17 protein-coding genes and 2 pseudogenes are annotated in these 20,368 nt (G+C 53.2%); 5 read left to right on the forward strand and 14 right to left on the reverse strand.

Annotation, left to right across the window (positions count from 1 at the left end; all coding sequences use genetic code 11):
- Positions 1-465: 465 nt before the first annotated feature.
- Positions 466-3,627, forward strand: a complete 3,162-nt coding sequence (locus AC3G2T_RS16740; protein WP_488436232.1) for an ATP-binding protein — start codon at positions 466-468, stop codon at positions 3,625-3,627.
- A gap of 119 nt (positions 3,628-3,746) precedes the next feature.
- Here AC3G2T_RS16740 and AC3G2T_RS16745 read toward each other — a convergent pair whose 3' ends face one another.
- Positions 3,747-4,085, reverse strand: coding sequence for a hypothetical protein (locus AC3G2T_RS16745; protein ID WP_488436233.1), 339 nt, complete (start codon positions 4,083-4,085; stop codon positions 3,747-3,749).
- Positions 4,086-4,351: 266 nt separating this feature from the next.
- On the opposite strand from AC3G2T_RS16745, the gene AC3G2T_RS16750 reads away from it, so the two are divergent.
- The 4 genes from AC3G2T_RS16750 (at position 4,352) to AC3G2T_RS16765 (ending at position 7,073) form a co-directional block, all read left to right on the forward strand.
- Positions 4,352-4,903: a DUF2249 domain-containing protein gene (locus AC3G2T_RS16750; RefSeq protein WP_488436234.1), complete on the forward strand. Its 552-nt coding sequence runs from the start codon at positions 4,352-4,354 to the stop codon at positions 4,901-4,903.
- A gap of 6 nt (positions 4,904-4,909) precedes the next feature.
- Positions 4,910-6,142: a hypothetical protein gene (locus AC3G2T_RS16755; protein WP_488436235.1), complete on the forward strand. Its 1,233-nt coding sequence runs from the start codon at positions 4,910-4,912 to the stop codon at positions 6,140-6,142.
- A gap of 25 nt (positions 6,143-6,167) precedes the next feature.
- Positions 6,168-6,485 carry a metal-sulfur cluster assembly factor gene (locus AC3G2T_RS16760; protein ID WP_488436236.1) on the forward strand — a complete coding sequence of 106 codons (318 nt, stop codon included), beginning with the start codon at positions 6,168-6,170 and terminating at the stop codon, positions 6,483-6,485.
- 387 nt (positions 6,486-6,872) lie between these two features.
- Positions 6,873-7,073, forward strand: coding sequence for a hypothetical protein (locus AC3G2T_RS16765; protein WP_488436237.1), 201 nt, complete (start codon positions 6,873-6,875; stop codon positions 7,071-7,073).
- A 265-nt stretch (positions 7,074-7,338) separates the two neighbouring features.
- Here the strand turns inward: AC3G2T_RS16765 and AC3G2T_RS16770 are convergent.
- The 13 genes and pseudogenes from AC3G2T_RS16770 to AC3G2T_RS16830 all read right to left on the reverse strand — a co-directional run.
- Positions 7,339-7,686, reverse strand: a pseudogene (locus AC3G2T_RS16770) (ribulokinase); the annotation flags it as partial.
- A gap of 135 nt (positions 7,687-7,821) precedes the next feature.
- Positions 7,822-8,039: pseudogene (locus AC3G2T_RS16775) on the reverse strand (ribulokinase); the annotation flags it as partial.
- A 13-nt stretch (positions 8,040-8,052) separates the two neighbouring features.
- Complete coding sequence (locus AC3G2T_RS16780; RefSeq protein ID WP_488436238.1) at positions 8,053-9,846, reverse strand: L-fucose isomerase; 1,794 nt, start codon at positions 9,844-9,846, stop codon at positions 8,053-8,055.
- Between the two features lie 33 nt (positions 9,847-9,879).
- Positions 9,880-10,800: a dihydrodipicolinate synthase family protein gene (locus tag AC3G2T_RS16785; protein WP_488436239.1), complete on the reverse strand. Its 921-nt coding sequence runs from the start codon at positions 10,798-10,800 to the stop codon at positions 9,880-9,882.
- 281 nt (positions 10,801-11,081) lie between these two features.
- Positions 11,082-11,339: a hypothetical protein gene (locus AC3G2T_RS16790; RefSeq protein ID WP_488436240.1), complete on the reverse strand. Its 258-nt coding sequence runs from the start codon at positions 11,337-11,339 to the stop codon at positions 11,082-11,084.
- Entirely contained in the window at positions 11,332-11,673 is a 342-nt protein-coding gene (locus AC3G2T_RS16795; protein ID WP_488436241.1) for a nitroreductase family protein, read from the reverse strand. The genes AC3G2T_RS16790 and AC3G2T_RS16795 overlap by 8 nt, the downstream gene beginning before the upstream one ends.
- 106 nt (positions 11,674-11,779) lie before the next feature.
- Entirely contained in the window at positions 11,780-12,265 is a 486-nt protein-coding gene (locus tag AC3G2T_RS16800; protein WP_488436242.1) for a cupin domain-containing protein, read from the reverse strand.
- A gap of 74 nt (positions 12,266-12,339) precedes the next feature.
- The gene (locus AC3G2T_RS16805; RefSeq protein ID WP_488436243.1) at positions 12,340-12,717 is read right to left on the reverse strand and encodes a VOC family protein; all 378 of its coding nucleotides are present in this window, start codon (positions 12,715-12,717) and stop codon (positions 12,340-12,342) included.
- Between the two features lie 100 nt (positions 12,718-12,817).
- Complete coding sequence (locus AC3G2T_RS16810; protein WP_474681925.1) at positions 12,818-12,910, reverse strand: helix-turn-helix domain-containing protein; 93 nt, start codon at positions 12,908-12,910, stop codon at positions 12,818-12,820.
- Positions 12,891-13,565, reverse strand: coding sequence for a DUF6597 domain-containing transcriptional factor (locus AC3G2T_RS16815; RefSeq protein ID WP_488436244.1), 675 nt, complete (start codon positions 13,563-13,565; stop codon positions 12,891-12,893). Before AC3G2T_RS16815 ends, AC3G2T_RS16810 begins: the two co-directional genes overlap by 20 nt.
- A 31-nt stretch (positions 13,566-13,596) precedes the next feature.
- On the reverse strand, positions 13,597-14,181 hold the full coding sequence (locus tag AC3G2T_RS16820) for a TetR/AcrR family transcriptional regulator (protein WP_474681927.1): 585 nt from the start codon (positions 14,179-14,181) through the stop codon (positions 13,597-13,599).
- 484 nt (positions 14,182-14,665) lie between these two features.
- Positions 14,666-17,809, reverse strand: coding sequence for an InlB B-repeat-containing protein (locus AC3G2T_RS16825; RefSeq protein WP_488436245.1), 3,144 nt, complete (start codon positions 17,807-17,809; stop codon positions 14,666-14,668).
- A 4-nt stretch (positions 17,810-17,813) separates the two neighbouring features.
- Positions 17,814-20,279, reverse strand: a complete 2,466-nt coding sequence (locus tag AC3G2T_RS16830) for a X2-like carbohydrate binding domain-containing protein (RefSeq protein ID WP_488436246.1) — start codon at positions 20,277-20,279, stop codon at positions 17,814-17,816.
- Positions 20,280-20,368 lie beyond the last annotated feature (89 nt).

Consider the following 20,368-nt stretch of genomic DNA (forward strand, 5'->3'; position numbering starts at 1 on the left):
GAGCAAAAAGATGCACTTTTGCAGGCTTTTCGCACGTTGCCAGGTTGAGGCGCAGCGTAAACGGGCGGGGCGATCGATAGTCTCACTTTTGCAGCTTTTCTTCACGCTGCCGGGCAGGATGTGCTTTCTGCTCTATCCGGGAGCAGTAAACCGGATGTCATGGTCTCCGGCATCGGCCGCGGCAAACTTGAGCAGGCGGCTCCTCTCCTCAGCCAAAGCAAAGCATAACGGCCCGCTGCACGAGCGGCTCGATACTGGCTTTAGTCGTTGTACATTCGTTAGTGGCCTGACTGACACCACGATCCTGGCCCGAAAAGCACTGCCAAATCTATACTTTCAACTGCCATACCATGTCAATTTGCTCAAAATCGAGCGTTTTTCAACTGCTCGCCGGGATAAAACCGGGGAAGACGATCGGCAAGCTTTTAAAAGGAAAAACTGACTTTACGTAGAATTATTAAAATTATGAATACAAAACAAGGCAACTATATGTTGAAATATGCAGCTTTTATTTTGTTGTTTCTTGCCGTACTCCTTGGATTGCGGCTGATTTGGTTCGGGATCGTCGCTACCCCGGAGCATCCGCAAGCGTTGCGCGGCGTAGTGGATTTGCGCAGCTGGAATTTTAAACAGTCGCATTCCATCCCGCTGGACGGCGAATGGGAATTTTATCCGGGCAAGTTCGTTTCGCATGAAGACCTGCTGCGCCAAAACGCCGGCAAGCCGCGCTATGTTCAAGTTCCGGGCGATTGGAGCGGCGCTTTGTCCGAAGCGGGAGACACGTCGTTCGGCTACGGAACGTACCGGCTGCGCATTTTGATCGATAAGCCCATAGATGAGCCGTACGGATTCTGGTTTCAGGAGATCGAAACCGCCTCTATGGTTGAAATAAACGGAAAAGTCGAGTCCGCAATCGGGCGGCCGGCTGTGCAAGCGGAATTGTACAAGCCGAAGTCGGTCTCTTACACGGCCACTTATACCGCAGACGGACAAGCGGACATCGAACTGATTATACAGGCTGCCAATTTCGACCATCCGCGGAACGGCGGAATTACGAGATCGATTCACTTCGGCTCGCAGGCGGCCATTGATACCGAGCATTGGTACTCTATCGGTTTTCAGCTCGTCACGTTCGTCATTTTGCTGCTGCACGGCTTGTATGCCTGCATACTGTACGTTTTCAATCCCCGGCAAAAGGCGTTCCTGGTGTTCTTTCTGCTGCTTGTTACCGTCAGCGTATCGATTGCGGCCGACCACGAAACGCTGCTGCTGATCTGGTTTCCGATCAATTACACGTGGGCTCTGAAAATCAAGCTTCTATCCTATATATGGCTGCCCTTTTTCATACTCCTTATGGCAAGAAGCTTCTCCGGCTATGCGGAACGCGTCAAACTGTTCTACGGCTATTCAGCTGCGCTTGGCCTTTATTCGGCATTTGTGCTGGCTGCGTCGGCGCAGCATATTTATGCTCCGGCCTCAGTCAACTTTTTTGCGGTTCTGTATATGTTCCCGATAGTTTGGTTTGTCTGGCTGATCGGAACGATGATTCTCAGAAATCATAAGGATTCCGTATTCCTGCTGTTTGCAGCCGTCAGCATTTTGTCCAGCGTCATCTGGGGCGTGATTTATCATAACGGAACGGCGATCCGGTTGTATTATCCAATCGATGTCATCGCCGCGATCGTCGGGTTTTCGGCTTATTGGTTCAAGCGGTATTTCCGTAATTCTGAGGAAAACGCCAAGCTTAACGAACAGCTCCAGGCCGCCGACAAGCTGAAAGACCAATTTCTTGCCAACACTTCGCACGAGCTGAGGACGCCGCTGCACGGTATTATCAATATCGCCCAAGCCGTCGTGACGAATGAAAAGCATACGATGAGCGAAAAAAGCTTCAATGAGATGAAGCTGCTGATTACGATCAGCCGCCGAATGTCGCATATGCTGAACGATCTGCTTGACATCGCACGGCTTCAAGACAAGCGGATCGCGCTTAAGCAGGAACCGTTGGGCATCCAGTCGGTCGCTTCCGGCGTTATCGACATGCTTGAATTTATGACCGACGGCACGCCCGTCCGGCTGAAAATGGATATTGCACAATCCATGCCGCCCGTTTTTGCCGATGAGCAGAGGCTTGTGCAAATTTTATTCAACCTGCTGCACAACGCCATTAAATACACCGATTATGGCACGGTGACGATTTCGGCGGAAGTCAGAAACGGTCAAGCTGTCATCCATGTGACGGATACCGGATGCGGGATGGATGTGGAAACGCGAGAGCGCATATTTTTGCCGTACGAGCAAGGACCGCAAGGAATAAGCGGCGGCGGCATCGGGCTTGGACTGAGCATCTGCAAGCAGCTTGTGGAGCTGCATGGCGGCGTGCTGTCCATGCAGTCCGAGCCGGGGCAAGGCTCGGTGTTCAGCTTTACGCTCCCTTTGGCCCAGCATTCAGGCGACGCTTTCCCGCTGTCGCATACCGACCATGGAGCCGAGTCGTACATGGAAGCCGCCGGCGGGCTGTTTATCGGGAATGCCGCTGCCGCCGAGGCCGCCGTTATGAGCGCCGAGGCCGCCGTTATGAGGGACGTGCACCCTGCTGCCGATCGGCTGAACATACTTGCCGTGGACGACGATCCGGTAAATTTGCGGGTGCTGGCCAGCATTTTTTCCGCGGACCCGTTTAACATCAAAAGCGTCATGTCCGCCCAGGAAGCTCTGGAGCTGCTCGGTACGGAGCCGTGGGACTTGCTGATCGCCGACGTCATGATGCCGCATATGTCCGGCTATGAGCTGACGCGCCTTGTGCGGGAGCGCTTCACGAGCTCGGAGCTGCCGATTTTGCTGCTGACTGCGCGCAGCCAGCCCGAAGATATTTATTCCGGCTTCTTGTCGGGAGCCAACGATTACATCGCCAAGCCGGTCGACGCCATGGAGCTGAAATACCGCGTCCGGTCGCTGACGACGTTAAAGCAGTCGATCAACGAAAGCCTGCGTATGGAGGCCGCCTATTTGCAAGCGCAAATTCATCCCCATTTTCTGTTCAATACGCTCAATGCCATTATGGCGTTAAGCGAGATCAGCACGGACAAAATGCGCAGCCTCACAGAAGCTTTTACATCGTATTTGCGAATCAGCATCGACTTTTTGAATTCGGAGCAGCTGGTTGAGCTCGCCCATGAACTGGAGTTGGTGCGGGCCTATCTGTTTATCGAGCAGGAACGCTTTGAGGAGCGGCTGTCCGTCCAGTGGGATATCGAACCTGACATCGATCTGCTTCTTCCGCCGCTCACTCTGCAGCCATTGGTCGAAAATGCGGTCCAGCACGGCCTGCTCAGCAGAACCAGAGGCGGCACGGTGTATATCCAGATTGCCCGCCTGGAGCGCGCCACCCTTTTTGAGATCAAGGATGACGGCAAAGGCATGGACGAACAAAAAGTCCGCCAGCTGCTTGACCAGGCCGGAAAGAACGAAAGAGGCATCGGTCTGCTGAATACGAACCGCCGATTGACGCAGCGGTACGGCCGGGGCTTAACGATTCGGAGCCAGCCGAACGTGGGAACGACGATTTCGTTTGTCATTCCCGATCGAGACAAGCCGCCGCATTGGCCGCAATCGCCGCGTTTTTAAGACAGCGCAAAAAGAGCGCCGGGTTAGGGAGCTCAGTCTCAGCTCAGTCCCTCTAACCCGGCGCTTTCTTTGCATGTTCCGGCATTATGCGCATTTTGATGACAGCGCTCGCCGCCCGATCATGAAGCTCCTGCCGCGGATGCATGTTTGCCGCAATGGCTGCATTCCGCCTTCTGCTTCACATCGATCTCCAGCCGGTATCCTTGCAGCCACTCCCAAAAATGGGAAGGCGCATGCTCTTTCAAATACCGGATCATGTCCTCCTCTTCCTCCCAATCTCCATGCCCTGCAACTTCGGCGATGACAATGTCCAGCCCTTCTTCCTGCTTTTCAGCCGCATTCCAGCGCGCTTTGCCGGCAAATAGGTTCTCCAGCAGCAATTCTACCGATTGGATGAACCGATCCTCCAAACTTCTTTCACGAATAAAACATATATCCAAAACAAACTCCGACTTCATGGTGCAGTACCTCCTTGGATCGGCAGCAAGAGCCGCTCGCCCGATATCCCGGGCAGCGGATTCGGCTCTCACTCCCGACGTTCTTTTACATCGATTGTACGGGACCAGATACATTCCATCTGTGATCAATATCACGATGTCCGAATATCGTTTTGCTTGATTGTGATTCCAATCACAAAGCTGCTCGCATCGCTCCTTTATACTGTACCTGTAATCAAAACTTGCCGGCGAAATAAACGATATTCGGTACGGGGAGGTGATCCAAAATGAAACCTGCAGCTTCGCGAACTTTCGAATTGGATGTAAGACCTTATTTGCAGCAAAAAATGGAGCCTTTTCAAATGATTATGGATCAGGTCCGTTCATTAGAAATCGACGATATCTTTGTTTTGCACGCCACAATAAAGCCGACTCCCTTGCTGGGGATTATGAAACTGAAAGGGTATGCCCACAAAACAGAGCAAATCGACTTGCAGCACTGGAAGGTCACTTTTGTAAATAAGAAAAACAAGAAATGGCTGGATTCCCCGGAGGATTGGACGGCAAAAATGGCGGAAGAAGCCCCGGAGTGCAAAGAAACAGCGGCAGCCGATAGAAGGACGATAGAACTCGACAACCGCGGGCTTGAACCGCCGCAGCCGATGATTCGCACATTAAGCGCACTGGAAGCGTGCGGACTTGGCGACGAAGTGATCATTCACAATGATCGGGTGCCCGCTTTTCTCATCGAGGAATTGAATGCTCTTGGCTATGTGTATAAGATCGAAGAGCAGCCGGACGGCTCCGCCCGTGTTGCCATACAAAAGGTGAAGAGGTGAACGCCGATGTTCCGACTCCCCTTTTTGTTCATTGTAACGGGAATCACCGGGTTTGTGCTGTTTCATCTATCTTCGCTGGCCGCGCTGGCCGATTGGATGAACGGCTATATGCGCGGTCCGTCCGGCTGGTTTCACATTCATTTGCTCATATTGGGATGGGCCACGATGATTGCGATGGGAGCCGTATACCAGCTCATTCATGTTATTTTGCAGTCGAACGTTTACAGTGAAAAGCTTGCTTATGTTCATTACGCGTTTTTTACGGTTGGCACAGCCGGATTGCTGTACGGTTTTGCGGAAGGGAAAGTTGCCTGGATCGCGGGCTTTGCAACGATTGCGCTGATCGGTATTTTCCTGTTCGCCTGGAACATGGCCGTCACCTTATTCCGCGCCGCACAGTGGGACGCTATTACTGTCAGCACGGCCTGCTCCGTTTTGTATCTGGCTTTGACAGGGATTTCCGGCATGGCTATGGGGCTGAATTTTGCGCTGGGTGAGTGGAACATGCTGCATGAACGATTATTCGGCGCGCATATTTGGCTCGGGGCCGTAGGTTGGTTCGGGATGCTCATTACCGGATTCAGCTACAAAATGGCGCCCATGTTCTATTTGGCGCATGGATTTCCGACAAGATCGCGGAGTGTTACGCTTTGTTTGTGGAATCTCGGCGTTTTAACGGGTGCAGCTGCCTTCCTGTTTGAATGGGGTTTTTGGGCAAAATGGGCCGCATTCCTATGTATAACGCTAGCCCTTGCCGCGTATAATTGGCATCTTGCCCAGATCCGCAAATACCGCCATAAGCGGCATCCGGGTGCGGGGATCGCATGGTCCGTTTGGAGCAGCCGCGTTCTTGCCGGCGCAGCCGCTGTGATGCTGGTGTATTTAGCGTGGAACACACATCGTACATTGACGGCCGAATTTGTCACGCTTGCCGGCTGGATCTATTTGGCGGGTTGGGTTGGCTTTACGATTTTATGTTACTTATCCAAAATTGTGCCATTTTTATGGTGGACGCACAAATATGGCCCGCAAGCGGGAAAACCCGGCATACCGACATTGGCGGAACTGCTGGGAGAAAAAAGAGTTCAAACCGGCCTAACCGCCCTTGCTTGCTCTCTGCTGCTTCTGTTTTCCGGTTTGATGTTAGGCGTGCAGACTTTGACAGTCGTCGGCGGAGTCGTATTTTCCGCCGTTTCACTCGGATATATTTCTTTCATCTCGCTTGTGTTTACCCGTTGACACATGAAGAAAGGAGCAATGGCATATGGACGAAAGATCGGAAGAACGCATTCTCGGTCTGCTGCGGCAGGTGAACGATCCGGAGTTGGGGGTCAATATTGTCGATCTCGGACTTATATATGGGATAGATTGGAAAGAGGATGAGCTGGTTGTCCGCATGACGCTTACTACGCCGGGCTGCCCGCTGCACGATACGATTGCCGGGGGCGCCAAGTACGTCCTCCAAGGCCAGCTGGGCCTCAAATCCGTCAAAGTCCAAGTCGTATGGGAACCGCCCTGGACGCCGAACATGATGTCGGACGCAGCCAAAGCACAGCTTGGATATGGCAAACCGGCCCGGTAGCGGAGGAAGTTCATTTCGGTTGCACCGGAACCGCGCTGAAAGTACGGGCCGCGAAACAAAAAGCCGGGATTCCCCTTCCCAAGGGTTCCCGGCTTTAGTTTCTCGCTCCGAACGATGCGAAAGCAGCACGCCGCCCTCGTTCTCCCTCCGCGGATAACACTTTTCCAACTTGCTCAGCGCGCGCAGAAAAGCTGTAAGAGCTGATGCAAAACCCGCCTACTAGAGCCGGCACATCTACTTGGTGGCGCGAAGAGAACCGGTACATCTGATTGGCAGCGCGGAGAACCGGTACATCTACTTGGCAGCGCGGAGAACCTCCCACTTTCCAGGCTGCCCGAGAAAATCGCGATACTCAGTTTGGGCTAATGGAAACAGTGAGGCCCTAATTTGAGGAACAACCGCTTTTTCTGGGCGCGCACCTCTCCTTGTGAGGTCACTGAACTGAACAAAATGGGCAGGAGACATCTTGATAGGAAAATGCCTGCGAAAGTGCAGGTTTTTTCTTTGGAATTTGCTTATTTTGGCGAAAAACCTGCAAAAGTGCAGGAATTTTCGCTGAAATTGAACCTGAGCCCATGTCCCCGCTGAAAAGCCTGCACAATTGCAGGAATTGTTCGTGGCCAGCGATCAAGAACGCAAATTCATGTATTTTTGCAGGTTTTCTTCGTGCTGCCAGGCAGATTGTAGTTATCGCCGCTGACCGCGGGGATTTTTCAACAGCCTGACTTTCGCAGGTTTTGCGGGCGCCACCCCGGTTAGCGAACGGCTGCGCTGTCTTCGCAGCAGGCGAATTTCGCCCATGTCAAAGACTTCCCCTCCACAACCATCACGGAGTGCCGGGACTCATTTGTTACACGACCCAGTCCGCCGCTTCTATAAATTGATGCGCCGCATCGTATATATGCGGGGCTTCGTTCAAGGTTTGCCACGCTTTGGCAACCATCCACTCCGACGACGTCTTCCCCCCGTACCGTCCCAGGAAAGACAAACCCATCGCCTCCGCCGTCTCATTGATGCGGTTCGCCTCTCCCTGTGCGGCATGGTGCTTCCACAGCTTGACATACGCATGCGGCTCATCGCGGTATGCTTCCTTCATGCACAGCGGCACGCCGGCCTCATCGACGGGAAGCATCGTGCACGCCGTAAAATCAACTCCGATCCCGATCACATGCCCGGGCGCGATGCCTGAGCTTTGCAGCACCTCGGAGTCTGTCCGACGGAGTTACTTTTGTGCATACCGGGTGAATAATGACTGCATATATTGCCGCTTACGCTGCGTAATGACTGTCATTTTGCAGATAAATACCTTCTACGTGGTTCATCGGATAGACTCCTCAGGCACCGAACGGCGCAAAACTTCCATGTAATCGCCAGGATGCTGCAGCGTCCAATCCGGCTCAAGGGGCCTGCCCGAGTAGGCAAAGCTTCGTCGATGACCCCATGCGGGTAGGGCGTCACATGGACGCCCAGTTCCTCCGCGGTATCGACATCGACGAGAACCGCACGCCCGGATTCCGTACCGTAGTCAATGCCAATGACGTACTTCTTTTTCATGCGCCGCCCCGCTCTACCGGTACAAAGGCCCGAACGCCGAGCAAGCCCGATAATCTGCGCCCAACGGCTCGTTGATGCCGAACGCCGTCCAGGCGCTTGGCCGGAATACGCGGTCTTCGGACACATTGTGCATGCAGACCGGGATACGCAGCATCGACGCCAGTGTAATCAATTCGGCGCCGACATGGCCGCTGCTGACGGCACAATGGTTGGAGCCCCAGTTATTCATAACGGAGTACACGTCTTTGAACGCGCCTTCTCCGGTCACGATCGGGACGAACCATGTCGTCGGCCACGTCGGATTCGAACGTTGATCGAGCGCGTCGTGAACTTCCTGAGGCAGACGGGCGGAATATCCTTCGGCAAGCTGCAGCACAGGCCCGACACCCTTGATCAAGTTGATCCTCGCCATCGTCATCGGCATGCCGCCGCGCGTCGTAAAGTCTGTCGAATACCCGCCCCCGCGGAAAAAATCGACCGCCGGGCACCACTGCACAGCGTCCATACATGTTTGAGCCTCTTCATCGCTGATGTCCCAGAACGGCTTCATGGCCGGCTGCCCATTAAGCATTTGCTCACCGGTTCCATCCAACGCCGCAGGCCCCGAATTGATCAAATGAATGACGCCGCCCGCAGCCGCCCCCGTCAGCTCTTGCCCGGTCACGCGCTTCACGGCTTCCGGACTCCAGTACGTCCTCACATCGGCAAAAATTTGCGCGCTGTTCGTCAGCAAATGCCCGAAAAGCATCGTTACCGCATTGAGATTGTCATTTTCGGTAGACAGCATGAAAGGCTCGCGAATGCCGTTCCAATCGAACGAACTGGTCAAAATCGCCTCCATGAAATCGCCGTTCGGAAAATGATCCGTCCAAGCCCGCTGCCCTTGGAAGCCTGCGGCAATCGCATTGCGCCCCATCGCTTCCTCCTCGTAGCCCATCTCGGCGAGCTTCGGATTCCCGATCATCAAATCGCGGGCAATGAGCGTCATTTTCACGACCGTTTCCCAGTCCTGCTCCTTCTGCTCGGCCGTCCGCTGCAGCTCCGGCGGGTTGACGTCCGCTCCGGTCCGGCAGTTCTCCTTCGTCCAGGCAAGCGCTCTGCGATATTCGTCCTTGTCATAAATTTCGCGTTCCATCCGCCGCACGAATTCCGACATGTCCACATACTCATTGCGCATGCCCAAATATTCCTGGAAAAACGTCTCGTCCACGATGCAGCCGGCGATACCCATCGATACGGTTCCCATCGCCAAATACGATTTGCCGCGCAGCGTCGCCACCGCCAATCCCGCTTTGGCGAACTGCAGCAGTTTGGCCTGCACGTCCTCCGGAATGGAGCTGTCTCCGATATCCTGAACGTCTTTGCCGTAAATGCTGAAGGCCGGAAGCCCCTTCTGATTGTGGGCGGCGAGCGCCGAAGCCAGGTACACGGCGCCGGGGCGCTCCGTCCCGTTGAAGCCCCAAACCGCTTTCGGCATGCAAGGATCGGTGTCGATCGTTTCGAGCGGATAGCACCAAGACGGCGTTACGGTAATTGTCAGCCCGACACCTTCCTTGCGGAATTTTTCCGCCGCTTTCGCCGCTTCGGCCACGCCGCCGATCGTCGTATCGGCAATGACGCATTCCACCGGGTGACCGGACGAATGGCGCACATGTTCGCTCAAAAATTGAGCACAAGCTTTCGCCATATTCATCGTCGGCTCCTCCAGCGATTCACGGATACCGCCCCGGCGGCCGTCGATCACCGGACGGATTCCGATTTTCGGCAAATCTCCTTGCAAACGATTCGTGAACACCGCTGTACTCATCGATCATTCCTCCTGAAAGTAGGCTTGTTTGAGTTAGTTTTTGTACTGTTTGGCATAAGCTTTGGACAAAGCGTACAACTGCCTGACTTCGAGGCGGTTCGTCGCCGTAAATTCCTGATAATTTTTGGAACGGCTCACGTAGTTGGAGTAGACGCCTTCCAGCATCAAGTAATATTTGGCGTTGACCGGGTACAATTGTTTTTCAATCAAGGAGGCTATGCTTAAAAACTGGATCAAGTGCTCGGCCTCCTCAGCCCGCTCCGCCCAATGACGCATCAACCAGACGTACAAATCGGGATGGAAATTCGCCATAATGCCGCTGTATCCCGTAATTCCAAGCTTGATCGTTTCCAGCAGCGTCGCCGTGTTCGCGTTATATATTTGAAGGCCTGTGCCTTGGACAGCTTCCATTTTTGCTTTTATATTTTCCACATCGCAGCTCGTATCTTTAAGAAAAAGGAATCTGCCGGTGTCCGCCGACCATTTCAACAATTCGGGGGAAATCAGTCTTTTGTAAGGAAACGGGCATTCATAAAACCCGAGCGGGACGTCCGCCGGAATTTGTGCAAGCAGCTTCTCCAGGTTGCTTTTGAAAACCTCGTCCGACTCGTCCTGCTGCGCCAGCCTGTTCGTAATCAGCACCAAAGCGTCAATTCCCGTCGCGGCGATCGCATTCAGCTCTTCCACCTGATCTTCCATCGTTTCCGCGATATGGCCCGAAGCTATGACAGGGACGCGTCCCGCTGCCTTCTCTTTGACAAAAGCCGCAACCCGAACCCGCTCCTCCAGGCTCAGAAAAAACATTTCGCTGGACTGGCATACCGCAAAAAGGCCGTCCACCCCGTTGCCGATATACCACTCAATCGCCCGTTCCAGAACTTCGTAATCAACCTCGTTTTCCGCTGTAAAAGGAGTGACCATCGTCGGCCACACGCCTTGGGCAAGTGCTTTCATCCGTTTCTCCCTCTCATTTCGATATAAATGAAATATTCGTGCTAATACGTTATGCTAAAACGTTTTGCTAATACGTTTTTATTATATTTATAAACCGTTTTCACGTCAATTCTTTCTTTGTAAACGCAAAAAAACGCCTGATTCGGCGTGCGGATGATACGGAAAAACCGGATTGCAACCTGCAGCACAGGCCGAATCCGGTCATGACAGGTTCGACCGCCTTCAACCAAAAACCGCGCGGCATTGAGCCTTCGCGTTTTTTTTGGGTGGCGCTTCGATTTCTACAGCAAGCTCCATCTTAAAGACGGAGACGATGATGGCGCCGCTTCCGGTATTTGCGGATAAAACCCCAAATCAAGTACGGCCACGATTCTCTCCTTTTCCGATACGCCAAGCTTTTGGCAATACCTGCGATCAAACATCCAGTCATAGAAAGAAACCCTTACACCCAGCGTCTTTTCCAAAGCCAGCACAAGTGCCTGCGGAACCGGACGCATTTCAAATCGGAGGTCGTGCAGCGGCCCAATAAGCCTATCCATCAGCTTCATCGTATTGGATCGGATCGGAATCCGTCTTTGCCATCACAATGACGTTGGCAGGCACCTCCACAAAACGCTTGCGATAGCTCTCGGCCAGCTTGCCCAGAACCAGTCTGGCCATTTTGCTTTCCTGCATTTTTTCCATTAAGTAGTCAGCCAACCGTTCCCGCGCTTCGGGAGTACCTGCATAGACATAGCGCCAACGTGCTTCTCCATCATAAGGACACAGTTGTTCGGCTTTTTGCAGCAGCTTGATGACCAACTCTTGCGAAACCGGCACGCTGTTGAATTTCCGGATACTTCGCCGTTCCCTGATTAAATGTTCCAAACTCACGCTTTGTCATCCCCCTAAGGCAATCAATGTCTGATTCTGGTCACATCTTAATCGAGAATCATTATCAACGTCAATGGCGGGTGGGAAAGTGCCATAAATAGTCCGGTTAATCGCCTATTTTGGCAGCCTCGCGATTTTTAAGTCCCATCGTCTGTTCGCGTTCCAATAAACGAAAACGGTCCTGGACAACGGCAGCTTGATCGGGATTGAGATTGTAGATCGGATGCCCGCCCATAAAATGGAAGAAAGATGCCGCGCTCCAGTCCGCTTGATCTATATTATTTTCTGCGAGCATGTCCTTGGAAAAGATAAGCAGGCGGCCTGTAAGCGGCTCATCCGATTCATTTTCCAGCCAACGGTGAATTTGACCGGGGGAAATCAGACAGAGTGAATGCGGAGAGTAGCTGTACCTTTGAAAATCGATTTGAAACTTCCCGTATCCACCGGTGGCCCAAAAGATTTCAAAACAATCATGCCGATGCGGAGCAAGTACCTCCAAATTGTATGTAAGCTGTTCTAAACTTAATGACAGCAGCCTGAAATTGCGAGCTTGCAGCGACACGCCGGATATAATAGGAACGGTTTTGCTCATGGTCTTCTCCTCATCCAAATGACATGTAAAGAATAGTTTAGCTAAAACAATTCTCACAGTCAATGCAATGAAGTTTAGGCGAACAAACTGATTAGATTGCCGTCGGGGTCTTTCACGATCGCGTATCGCTGTCCCCATACGGCGTCCCAGGGCTCACGGTGACAACTGTATCCATGCTCCGTAATTTTAGTGTACAGCTCGTCTACCGCATCGCGGCTGCCGCACAGAAAGGCCAACTCAATTCGATGTCCGGAAGGTTCCTCCCATCCGCCGTACACATCTGCAATGATTTCCCGCGTGTCGAAGGCCAGCCGGAAACCGTTTTGCTGTACATCTACATGCACTTGGCTATTTGCACTTTCCGGAATTTCGAGGCCGAGCAAACGATAAAAATCCAGCGCCTTCTTCATATCCTTCGTCACAATGCCGACCATATCGAGCTTGATTCCCATTGGTATCATCTCCTGCTTTTTGTTAGATCCCGGCTTTCCATGGATTCAATGATTAATATAACTGTTTCCGCTAAGAATAAATAGTAAAAAACGGACCTGTTCAGTCCGTTTTCGACAATTGTGTAGGCAATAAGCCGTAAAAGCGCTTGAAGCTCTTAATGAAATGCGATTGATCATAATAGCCGTATTTCATCGCAATGGCTTGCGATTTCCTTCGGACCTAAACCAAGCTCACGATCGAAGGTTCTCCTGATGTGCCGTTCGCTGAAACTCAGCTTGTCCGCCAACGCCGACATTGAAATCGTCCCTTTGCTAGCATACAAGTATTGCATGCCGGCAAGCAGCAGCCGATCTGAGGAATCGTCGCTATTGGAGAGCAAGCGAAGGAATGTGCGTTCTGCGACGTCGATCATATCCCTCACGGTCAAAGCGGACAGAATCCCTTCGACCATCTCCAGCGCTTTGGCTCCCCAAACTTTCTCCAGATAGACATGATGACCGATAAAAACGGTGACTGGACATTGCAGCAGGCGCTGCGCCATCTCCGGATAAAAGCGGATGCCAAATAGAGATTGCGGCTCCGAAAAGCTCATTACCTCATATCGGGTCATCAAGCCTTCGATAAACGCGGCCTTCCGGGCAGAGGCAGAGTGTCGGTCGATAATCATGTCTACGCAGCCGTCAGGTATGATACGGTTCACTGCGGATGCATGGGAATCTATGGTCCAAAAACAGGCAATACACGCAGCCAGCTTCTCGCAGGGCGCATATTCCCGGTAGCTGAAGCCTGCAGGGAGCATATCGTGCTGAAGTCCGGGCGGCTGCACGGGGCGGTATCGCTGCATCATTGTTTATATGGCACCTCCAAACTTCATAAGTTCAGGGCGAGCGGATTCCTTCAAATGCGCTAGTGACCAAATGCTGGACATATGAATCGTCCAATTTTTCACCTGTTACCAGCAAGCGATAAAAAATCGGTCCGTAAATGAGATCCGTGCTTAATTCGGTATCGAGATTATTCTTCAATTCCCCGCGTTGAACTCCCCGCTCCATAAGTTGCCGGGCCTCAAGCCGGCGAGGCCGGAAATATCGGGCCCGATATTCCTCCGCCAATCCTGAATCAATCTGCCCCTCACCGATTAATTCCGCAATCACCATACCCTCCCGACTTGTCAAGAACCGGGCTAAATTCGTGGCATGAATGAGAATATCATCGAATACTGAACCTGTGTCAGGCACGGGCAGTCTTGCCGCAGCGGCAGACATAAAACCATCCATCACCACGGCGGCCTTGTTAGGCCACCATTTATAAATCGTAGCTTTGCTGACCTTGGCACGATCAGCAATTTTTTCTACCGTGACCGCTCCAAATCCATTTTCCAATAAGAGATCATAAGAAGCGGTCAGGATCGACTTTTGCGTTTCAACATTACGCGGACGCCCTCTTTTTCCTTTTTCTTGCACCGAACCCTCCCCTTTTTTGGGCTGCATGTTTGAACAACAGGTACATAAACTATACGTTCAGTATACTAAAAATGAAATAAAAAGAAAACGCCACTACATTATCGTAGTGACGCTTTCTTTTTAAGACCCAGGAGTCTGTCCGATAATGACAGCAATTATGCATCGTGAGAGGCAATATACGCAATCCTGATTTACCCCGATATGCACAAAAGTAACTCCGTCCGACAGACTCCTAAGGGATCTGCCCCCTGACCCCACCGCTGCCAGGGAAGCGATGGGGGTTCTGTACATTTGCATTACGAATACCTTGTGGGACAAGGCTTTTTCAATTTTACACCTACGTTCGTGAGTGCTACTGCGCTCTGTCTTCCACCTTCTGCTTAAGTGAATTTGATTAGCTTGCCTCGAATCCACTCGGCAGTCTGCAACCATCGTTGCACAATCGACGCCGTCTTCGCTCCGGTGCTGCCGCGCTTTTTTCAGCTTAACCTTGAGTGGCGTTCCCGTTGTCGATCAGCTTGGCTTTGATCAAGAACCGTTGTACAATCGCCGCAGTCTCGGCCCGGGTCAGATTGCCCATTGGCTCCAATCCTTCCGACGAGCCCTTCACAAGACCGTTCTTCACGGCCGCAGCAACGGCCGGCTTCGCCCAAGAAGCTACCGCCCCCCGGTCTGCGAACGGGGACAGCAAGGATTCTGCATCACTCGCAGTTGTCTCTAGCCCCGCCAGCTTCATCGCCCGGGCCATGATCACCAATGCTTCCTGCCGGTTAATGGTCTGAGCGGGATCGAACATCCCGTTCTTGTAGCCTTCGATCAAGCCATACTCCGCAGCCTTGGCTACGGCCCCCGCATACCAATCGCCGGGCTTGATATCGGTGAATGCGCTGCTGCTGCCGTTGTCGGCCAAGCCCAACGACCGTACGACAATCGCCGCGAATTCCGCCCGCGTAATAGAAGCATCCGGGTTATAGCGGTACGCATCCACACCCTTGACAATCATCCGCGAGGCCATATCGTTCACGGCCTGCTTCGACCAATGCCCCTCTACATCCGTGAATGTCTTCGGATTCCAGATCAGTGAGTAGTCGCTGTTCGTGAGACTGTTCACTACCGCATAATGCTTTCCTGCCCGAGTCGTGATGAAGGTCGGAACATGGCGAACGCTGCCATCCGGATTCACTACCGCAGCCGTTGTCACCTTGCTTGGGTCGAGGCCGTCGGGAAGCGGAATTTCGCGTTCCACGTAGCTGCTGAAGTGCTCCACGCTTACCGTTTTGCCGTTGTAAAAGGCCGTCACCTTAAAACTGACAGGCGGAACCACGATTCCATAGTTTCCTTGAGTCGCCGCAGTCTTTGCGAGATCCGCCACGGATTCATCGCTCTTGGCAATGTCCACATGAACGACGATGTTCGACAACCCGACCTGTGTTCCCAGTTTGGAGGAAACCTCGTCGATAGCGACTTGCTGCGCCGGCAGCTTGTAGATACCGTTTGGCGTCTGTACCTCCAGGACTACCTGCTTGGTTGCCATGCTCTTCACCGCGTCGCCGGTCAATACAACCGACACCTTCTCCACACTGGCAGTCACAGGAACGACCACGGTGGATTTGTCTGCCGCAAGTTTCAACTGTTCAACCAGCTTGGCTTGGTCGACAGTGGCCGTCAGCACGTTCTTGCCGTTCTCCTTGGCAATTGCGCCTGTGGCAATTTGCTCTTTCACCACGCCGTCGACGATGACTTGCAGGCCATCTTGCTTCTCGACGGTTGCGCTTGAATTGGTCGAAGAAGAAGATGAAGAATTGCCCGAACCCGAGCTGTCCGAAGAATTGCTCGTCCACTTCGCATAGAGCGTCACATTGGACGTTACCGTATCCGTCGCAAAGTTCCACGCATTCGTCCACGCCGCGTCCTTGTACCACCCTGCGAACGTATAACCGGCCTTCGTCGGCGCTGTCGGCTTGTTGATGGTCGCACCGCTGTTTACGGTAATGCCGCTAACCACGCTGCCTCCCTGCGTATCGAACGTCACGGTGTATTGAACTGCCGGAATCGCCGTCCACTTCGCATAGAGTGTCACACCAGCCGTTACCGTATCCGCTGCAAAATTCCACGCATTCGTCCACGCCGCATCCTTGTACCAGCCTGCGAACGTATAGCCAGCCTTCGTCGGCGCTGTCGGCTCGCTGATGGTCGTACCGCTGTTTACGGTAATGCCGCTAACCACGCTGCCTCCATACGTATTGAACGTCACGGTGTATTGAACTGCCGGAATCGCCGTCCACTTCGCATATAGCGTCACATTGGACGTTACCGTATCCGCTGCAAAGTTCCACGCATTCGTCCATGCCGCATCCTTATACCAGCCAGCGAACGTATAACCGGCTTTCGTCGGCGCTGTCGGCTCGCTGATGGTCGTACCGCTGTTTACGGTAATGCCGCTAACCACGCTGCCTCCCTGCGTATCGAAGCTGATCGTGTACTGCACCGGTCCTTCGCTCACCGTGACCTTGCCGGTCGTCAGTGTTGCTTCCATTTCGTTTGCTAGCGAATCCGAGATTGAGAAATGGCTCAAATCTTCAGTCCGCACCGTCAACGGCTTGTCCCCCGCTGTCGTCCCGCTCTTGATTTTGAAGCTGACGGTGAACAGCTTCTCTCCCGCTGCAATCGGCGTATCTCCGGCATCACTGTCCGCCCACACGGCTTTTAGCCAGCCCGTGCCGTTATCGTAGTTGGAGTCGAAGTAGTCTCCCGCTTCTCCCGTAATCTTCGTTACTTCCAACGCTGCCGAGTCAAAATCGATTTGTACGCCGTAAGCGCCGATTCCATACGTCGAGCTGGCTACCGTTACCGGCACGTTAACCGTTGACCCCGGTGTTCCGCTCTTTGCGCCGATCTCAATATGCGCCGCGTTCCGCGTCCACTTCGCATAGAGCATCACATCGGACGTTACGGTATCCACGGCAAAATTCCACGCGTTCCTCCCTTCCGCTTCCTTGTACCAGCCTGCGAACGTGTAGCCGGCCCTTGCCGGCGCCGCCGGCTCGGCAATCGTCGTACCGTCGCTCACATGGGTGATGGTGTCAACCCCGCTGCCTCCCTGCGAATCGAACGTCACGGTGCGAGTTCCGGCAATCACGTTGATCTTGCCCGCTTCCACATTTGTCAATGGGAGGTTTCCCCCCTCATAGAGATCGTGCTTGGGCACATTCAGCGCCAGTTCCCCAGGCTGTGCGGTATTTTTGATTTTGAAATGAAGGGTGAATACTTTCGTATTATCAGTCATGATGGAGTATTCGACCAGATTGGCTCGTACGTTGACCGTACCGGCATTGGAGAAATCCGGCACGAAGGTATCGCCATTTTGATTAACGCCTAAATTGTTGGTAATTTCATTTCCCTGCACCAGCTCCAGTGACCCGGGATCGAATGAGATCGTAATGTCATATTGGTTAATTAAGTCGATCGGCGTCAGATATACTGCCGCTTCAACGGTACCTCCCGGACTACCTTCCGCACTGCTTACCTTGAGAGAGTTCTTCGGGTCCGGTGCGCCGGCCGCCAGCGTACTGAAAGACAGTATCATGCTGACAGCAAGTATGATCGAAATCAGTTTCTTCCAATGCATTTCATCAGCCCTTTCCTGCAACGATCGCGAGAATTGCTTTTACATCGGCTTCGTCCCATCGCCCGTCACCGTTCATGTCCAGTCCTTGCAATTGCTCCGGCGTCAGCGTGATCTTGCCCTTGATATGCTGGGTCAGGAGCAGCGCATCGGCAGGGGTTACGGACCCGCTTCCATCCGCATCGCCCATGACGATCTTCGAATAGTACGCCGTGTACAGAACGTCCGCCGTTACTGTCGTGGCCGCTACCTGCTGGCTGTTGAGCTTTGTAAGCCCTCCGTCACTGCTCCAGCCTGCAAATCGGTAGCCGTTGGCAGGGGTAACCGCCGGCACCTCCGAAGGATGCCCTCCGATCGTCACCTGCTCGCTCGTTCTGTTGATCGTGCCATGATCCCCGGGCGCGTAGCTCACCGTCGCATTCTGCGGCGTTGAGTCGCTGACCGCAATCTCCAGTGTCTGCGCCGTTCCCGCACTGAACGTGAAGGCCAACCTCGTCGTCCCAACCGATTGCGCGGCCAAATACTCCTTCTTGATCGTCACCGTATTTCCGCTTACCGTATAGTCCACGCCCGCTCCCAGCACCGAGGATTGGTTACTGATGCCGGTCAGTGTATTTCCATTCAAGGACAGCGTAACATTCACATCGGTATAATCCGCAGACGAGGCATACTTATCGAAGCTTGCGCCGGACGGATCGATTGTGCTGTTCGGCTGCACGGTTCGCTTTAGAATGATTCCGTTCTGACCCACCACCACATAGGTGTTGTTGCCGTAACTGACTTTGTTAAGTTCTTCCTGGGTACCGCTCGCCAGCGGCGTCCAATTCATGCCGTCGGTCGAGGTTAAAATAACCCCGTCTTTTCCCACGGTTACAAAAGCGCCATTACCGTAGCCCACGCCGTTAAGTATGCTCTGTATTCCGCTGGTTTGCGCGACCCAATCCACACCGTTGGTTGAGGTCAGGATCGTTCCGGTATCTCCCACCGCTACAAACTTGCCGCTGCCGTAGCCGATGCTTTTAAGATTGACTTGTGTGCCGCTCGTTTGCAGCGTCCAGTTCTCTCCATCTGGCGAAGTGATGACCGTGCCTCCGGCGCCTACCGCCACAAACAGATGACGACTATAGCTGATGCCATTGAGCGTGTTCGTCGTGGGACTCGTGACTTCAGTCCAGGTTGCTCCGTCAAGCGAGGTCCGGATTTTGCCTCCATATTTGACCGCTACAAATTTCCCCTCGCCGTAGCTCAAGCCATAATAAGAATCCGTCCACGCGCCGCCTGACGCTTGACTTGTCCAGGTTGTTCCGTCCGTTGAAGTCATGATTCTGCCGCCAGATCCTAACGCCACGTATGTGCCGTTGCCATAGCTAACGTCTTCAAGACTGATCGACGAATCCATTGCTTGCTTCTGCCATAACGCACCGTCGCTGGAAGTCAGGAGCGTTCCGTAATACCCTACTCCCACGAATTTGTTATTGAAGAAACCGATGCCTCGAACGGGCTGTGTCGTGCCTTGAATCCGACTCGTCCATGTCACACCGTCGGCAGAAGTCAGGATCGACCCATAAATGCCCACCGCCACAAAGATGTTGTTGCCATAGGTCACAGCATTCAGATTGTTGGTCGTACCACTGCTCTGCGCTTGCCAGTCGTTTGCGTAGTTGGAGGCAGTGTAGACCTTACCACCGATCCCCACCGCGACATACTTGCCATTCCCATAAGTGACGCCAGAGAAACCGTCTATGGCGGCGCTGCCCCTGTTCTTGCCAATTGCCCACGCCTGCCAGTTAGTTCTCGAGAGAAAAGTCGAATAAATAATCCCTCCCTGACTGCCTACCACCACATACTTGTTGTTGCCGTAGGCAACGCCGGTATATCCTTCCCAATTCGTATAAGCGCCCCCGTCAGTCCAAGTCACCCCGTCATCCGAGATCACCCGTGTTGGGGACGCTCCTGTCGCAAGAAACCAGCCGTTGCCATAGGTGATGGCCATGAGCCTATCCGTTGTAACGCCTGTTATTTCTGTCCATGAAGATGCGTCGCTTGAGACCAGAATCTTTCCCGACCCTCCCACCGCCACAAACTTGCCTCCACCGAAAGCGACACCCAGAAGATTGGTGGTGCCGACTTGCTGACTTGACCATATGACCCCATCGGTTGAAGTGAGGATATACCCCCAGTTTCCCACCGCCACATATTTGCCATTCCCATAAGTAACCCCGTTAAGAATAGCGTTGGAATTGCTTCTTTGGCTGCTCCAGGTTATTCCGTCTGTGGAAGTTGCAATCGTCCCGTTTTCTCCCACCGCCACGAACATGTTGTTGACGTAAGCCACGGCGTTAAACGTATTGCGCGTGGGCAAAGGACTCCGGAGATCCCAGCCGTACGAACCGGCTGTCGCATACTGCGGAATCATGGCTCCTATGATAACGAAAGCCAGCATAATTGAAAGCCATTTTTTGAGCGCCGCCATTGTCTTTCTTCACTCCTTTTCGATTTAGCCCGATCCGGACCCGTTGCCGGGACCTGAGAAGGGGACCTGGTTGATTATGCCAACCGGCA

This window comes from Paenibacillus sp. sgz302191 (assembly GCF_057749925.1).

Bases quoted from the DNA above. Each gene is read 5' to 3' on its own strand.
- AC3G2T_RS16740 (WP_488436232.1), top strand. From the start codon at position 466: ATGAATACAAAACAAGGCAACTATATGTTGAAATATGCAGCTTTTATT.
- AC3G2T_RS16745 (WP_488436233.1), bottom strand. From the start codon at position 4,085: ATGAAGTCGGAGTTTGTTTTGGATATATGTTTTATTCGTGAAAGAAGT.
- AC3G2T_RS16750 (WP_488436234.1), top strand. From the start codon at position 4,352: ATGAAACCTGCAGCTTCGCGAACTTTCGAATTGGATGTAAGACCTTAT.
- AC3G2T_RS16755 (WP_488436235.1), top strand. From the start codon at position 4,910: ATGTTCCGACTCCCCTTTTTGTTCATTGTAACGGGAATCACCGGGTTT.
- AC3G2T_RS16760 (WP_488436236.1), top strand. From the start codon at position 6,168: ATGGACGAAAGATCGGAAGAACGCATTCTCGGTCTGCTGCGGCAGGTG.
- AC3G2T_RS16780 (WP_488436238.1), bottom strand. From the start codon at position 9,846: ATGAGTACAGCGGTGTTCACGAATCGTTTGCAAGGAGATTTGCCGAAA.
- AC3G2T_RS16785 (WP_488436239.1), bottom strand. From the start codon at position 10,800: ATGAAAGCACTTGCCCAAGGCGTGTGGCCGACGATGGTCACTCCTTTT.
- AC3G2T_RS16790 (WP_488436240.1), bottom strand. From the start codon at position 11,339: ATGGATAGGCTTATTGGGCCGCTGCACGACCTCCGATTTGAAATGCGT.
- AC3G2T_RS16800 (WP_488436242.1), bottom strand. From the start codon at position 12,265: ATGAGCAAAACCGTTCCTATTATATCCGGCGTGTCGCTGCAAGCTCGC.
- AC3G2T_RS16805 (WP_488436243.1), bottom strand. From the start codon at position 12,717: ATGGGAATCAAGCTCGATATGGTCGGCATTGTGACGAAGGATATGAAG.
- AC3G2T_RS16810 (WP_474681925.1), bottom strand. From the start codon at position 12,910: ATGAAATACGGCTATTATGATCAATCGCATTTCATTAAGAGCTTCAAG.
- AC3G2T_RS16815 (WP_488436244.1), bottom strand. From the start codon at position 13,565: ATGATGCAGCGATACCGCCCCGTGCAGCCGCCCGGACTTCAGCACGAT.
- AC3G2T_RS16825 (WP_488436245.1), bottom strand. From the start codon at position 17,809: ATGCATTGGAAGAAACTGATTTCGATCATACTTGCTGTCAGCATGATA.
- AC3G2T_RS16830 (WP_488436246.1), bottom strand. From the start codon at position 20,279: ATGGCGGCGCTCAAAAAATGGCTTTCAATTATGCTGGCTTTCGTTATC.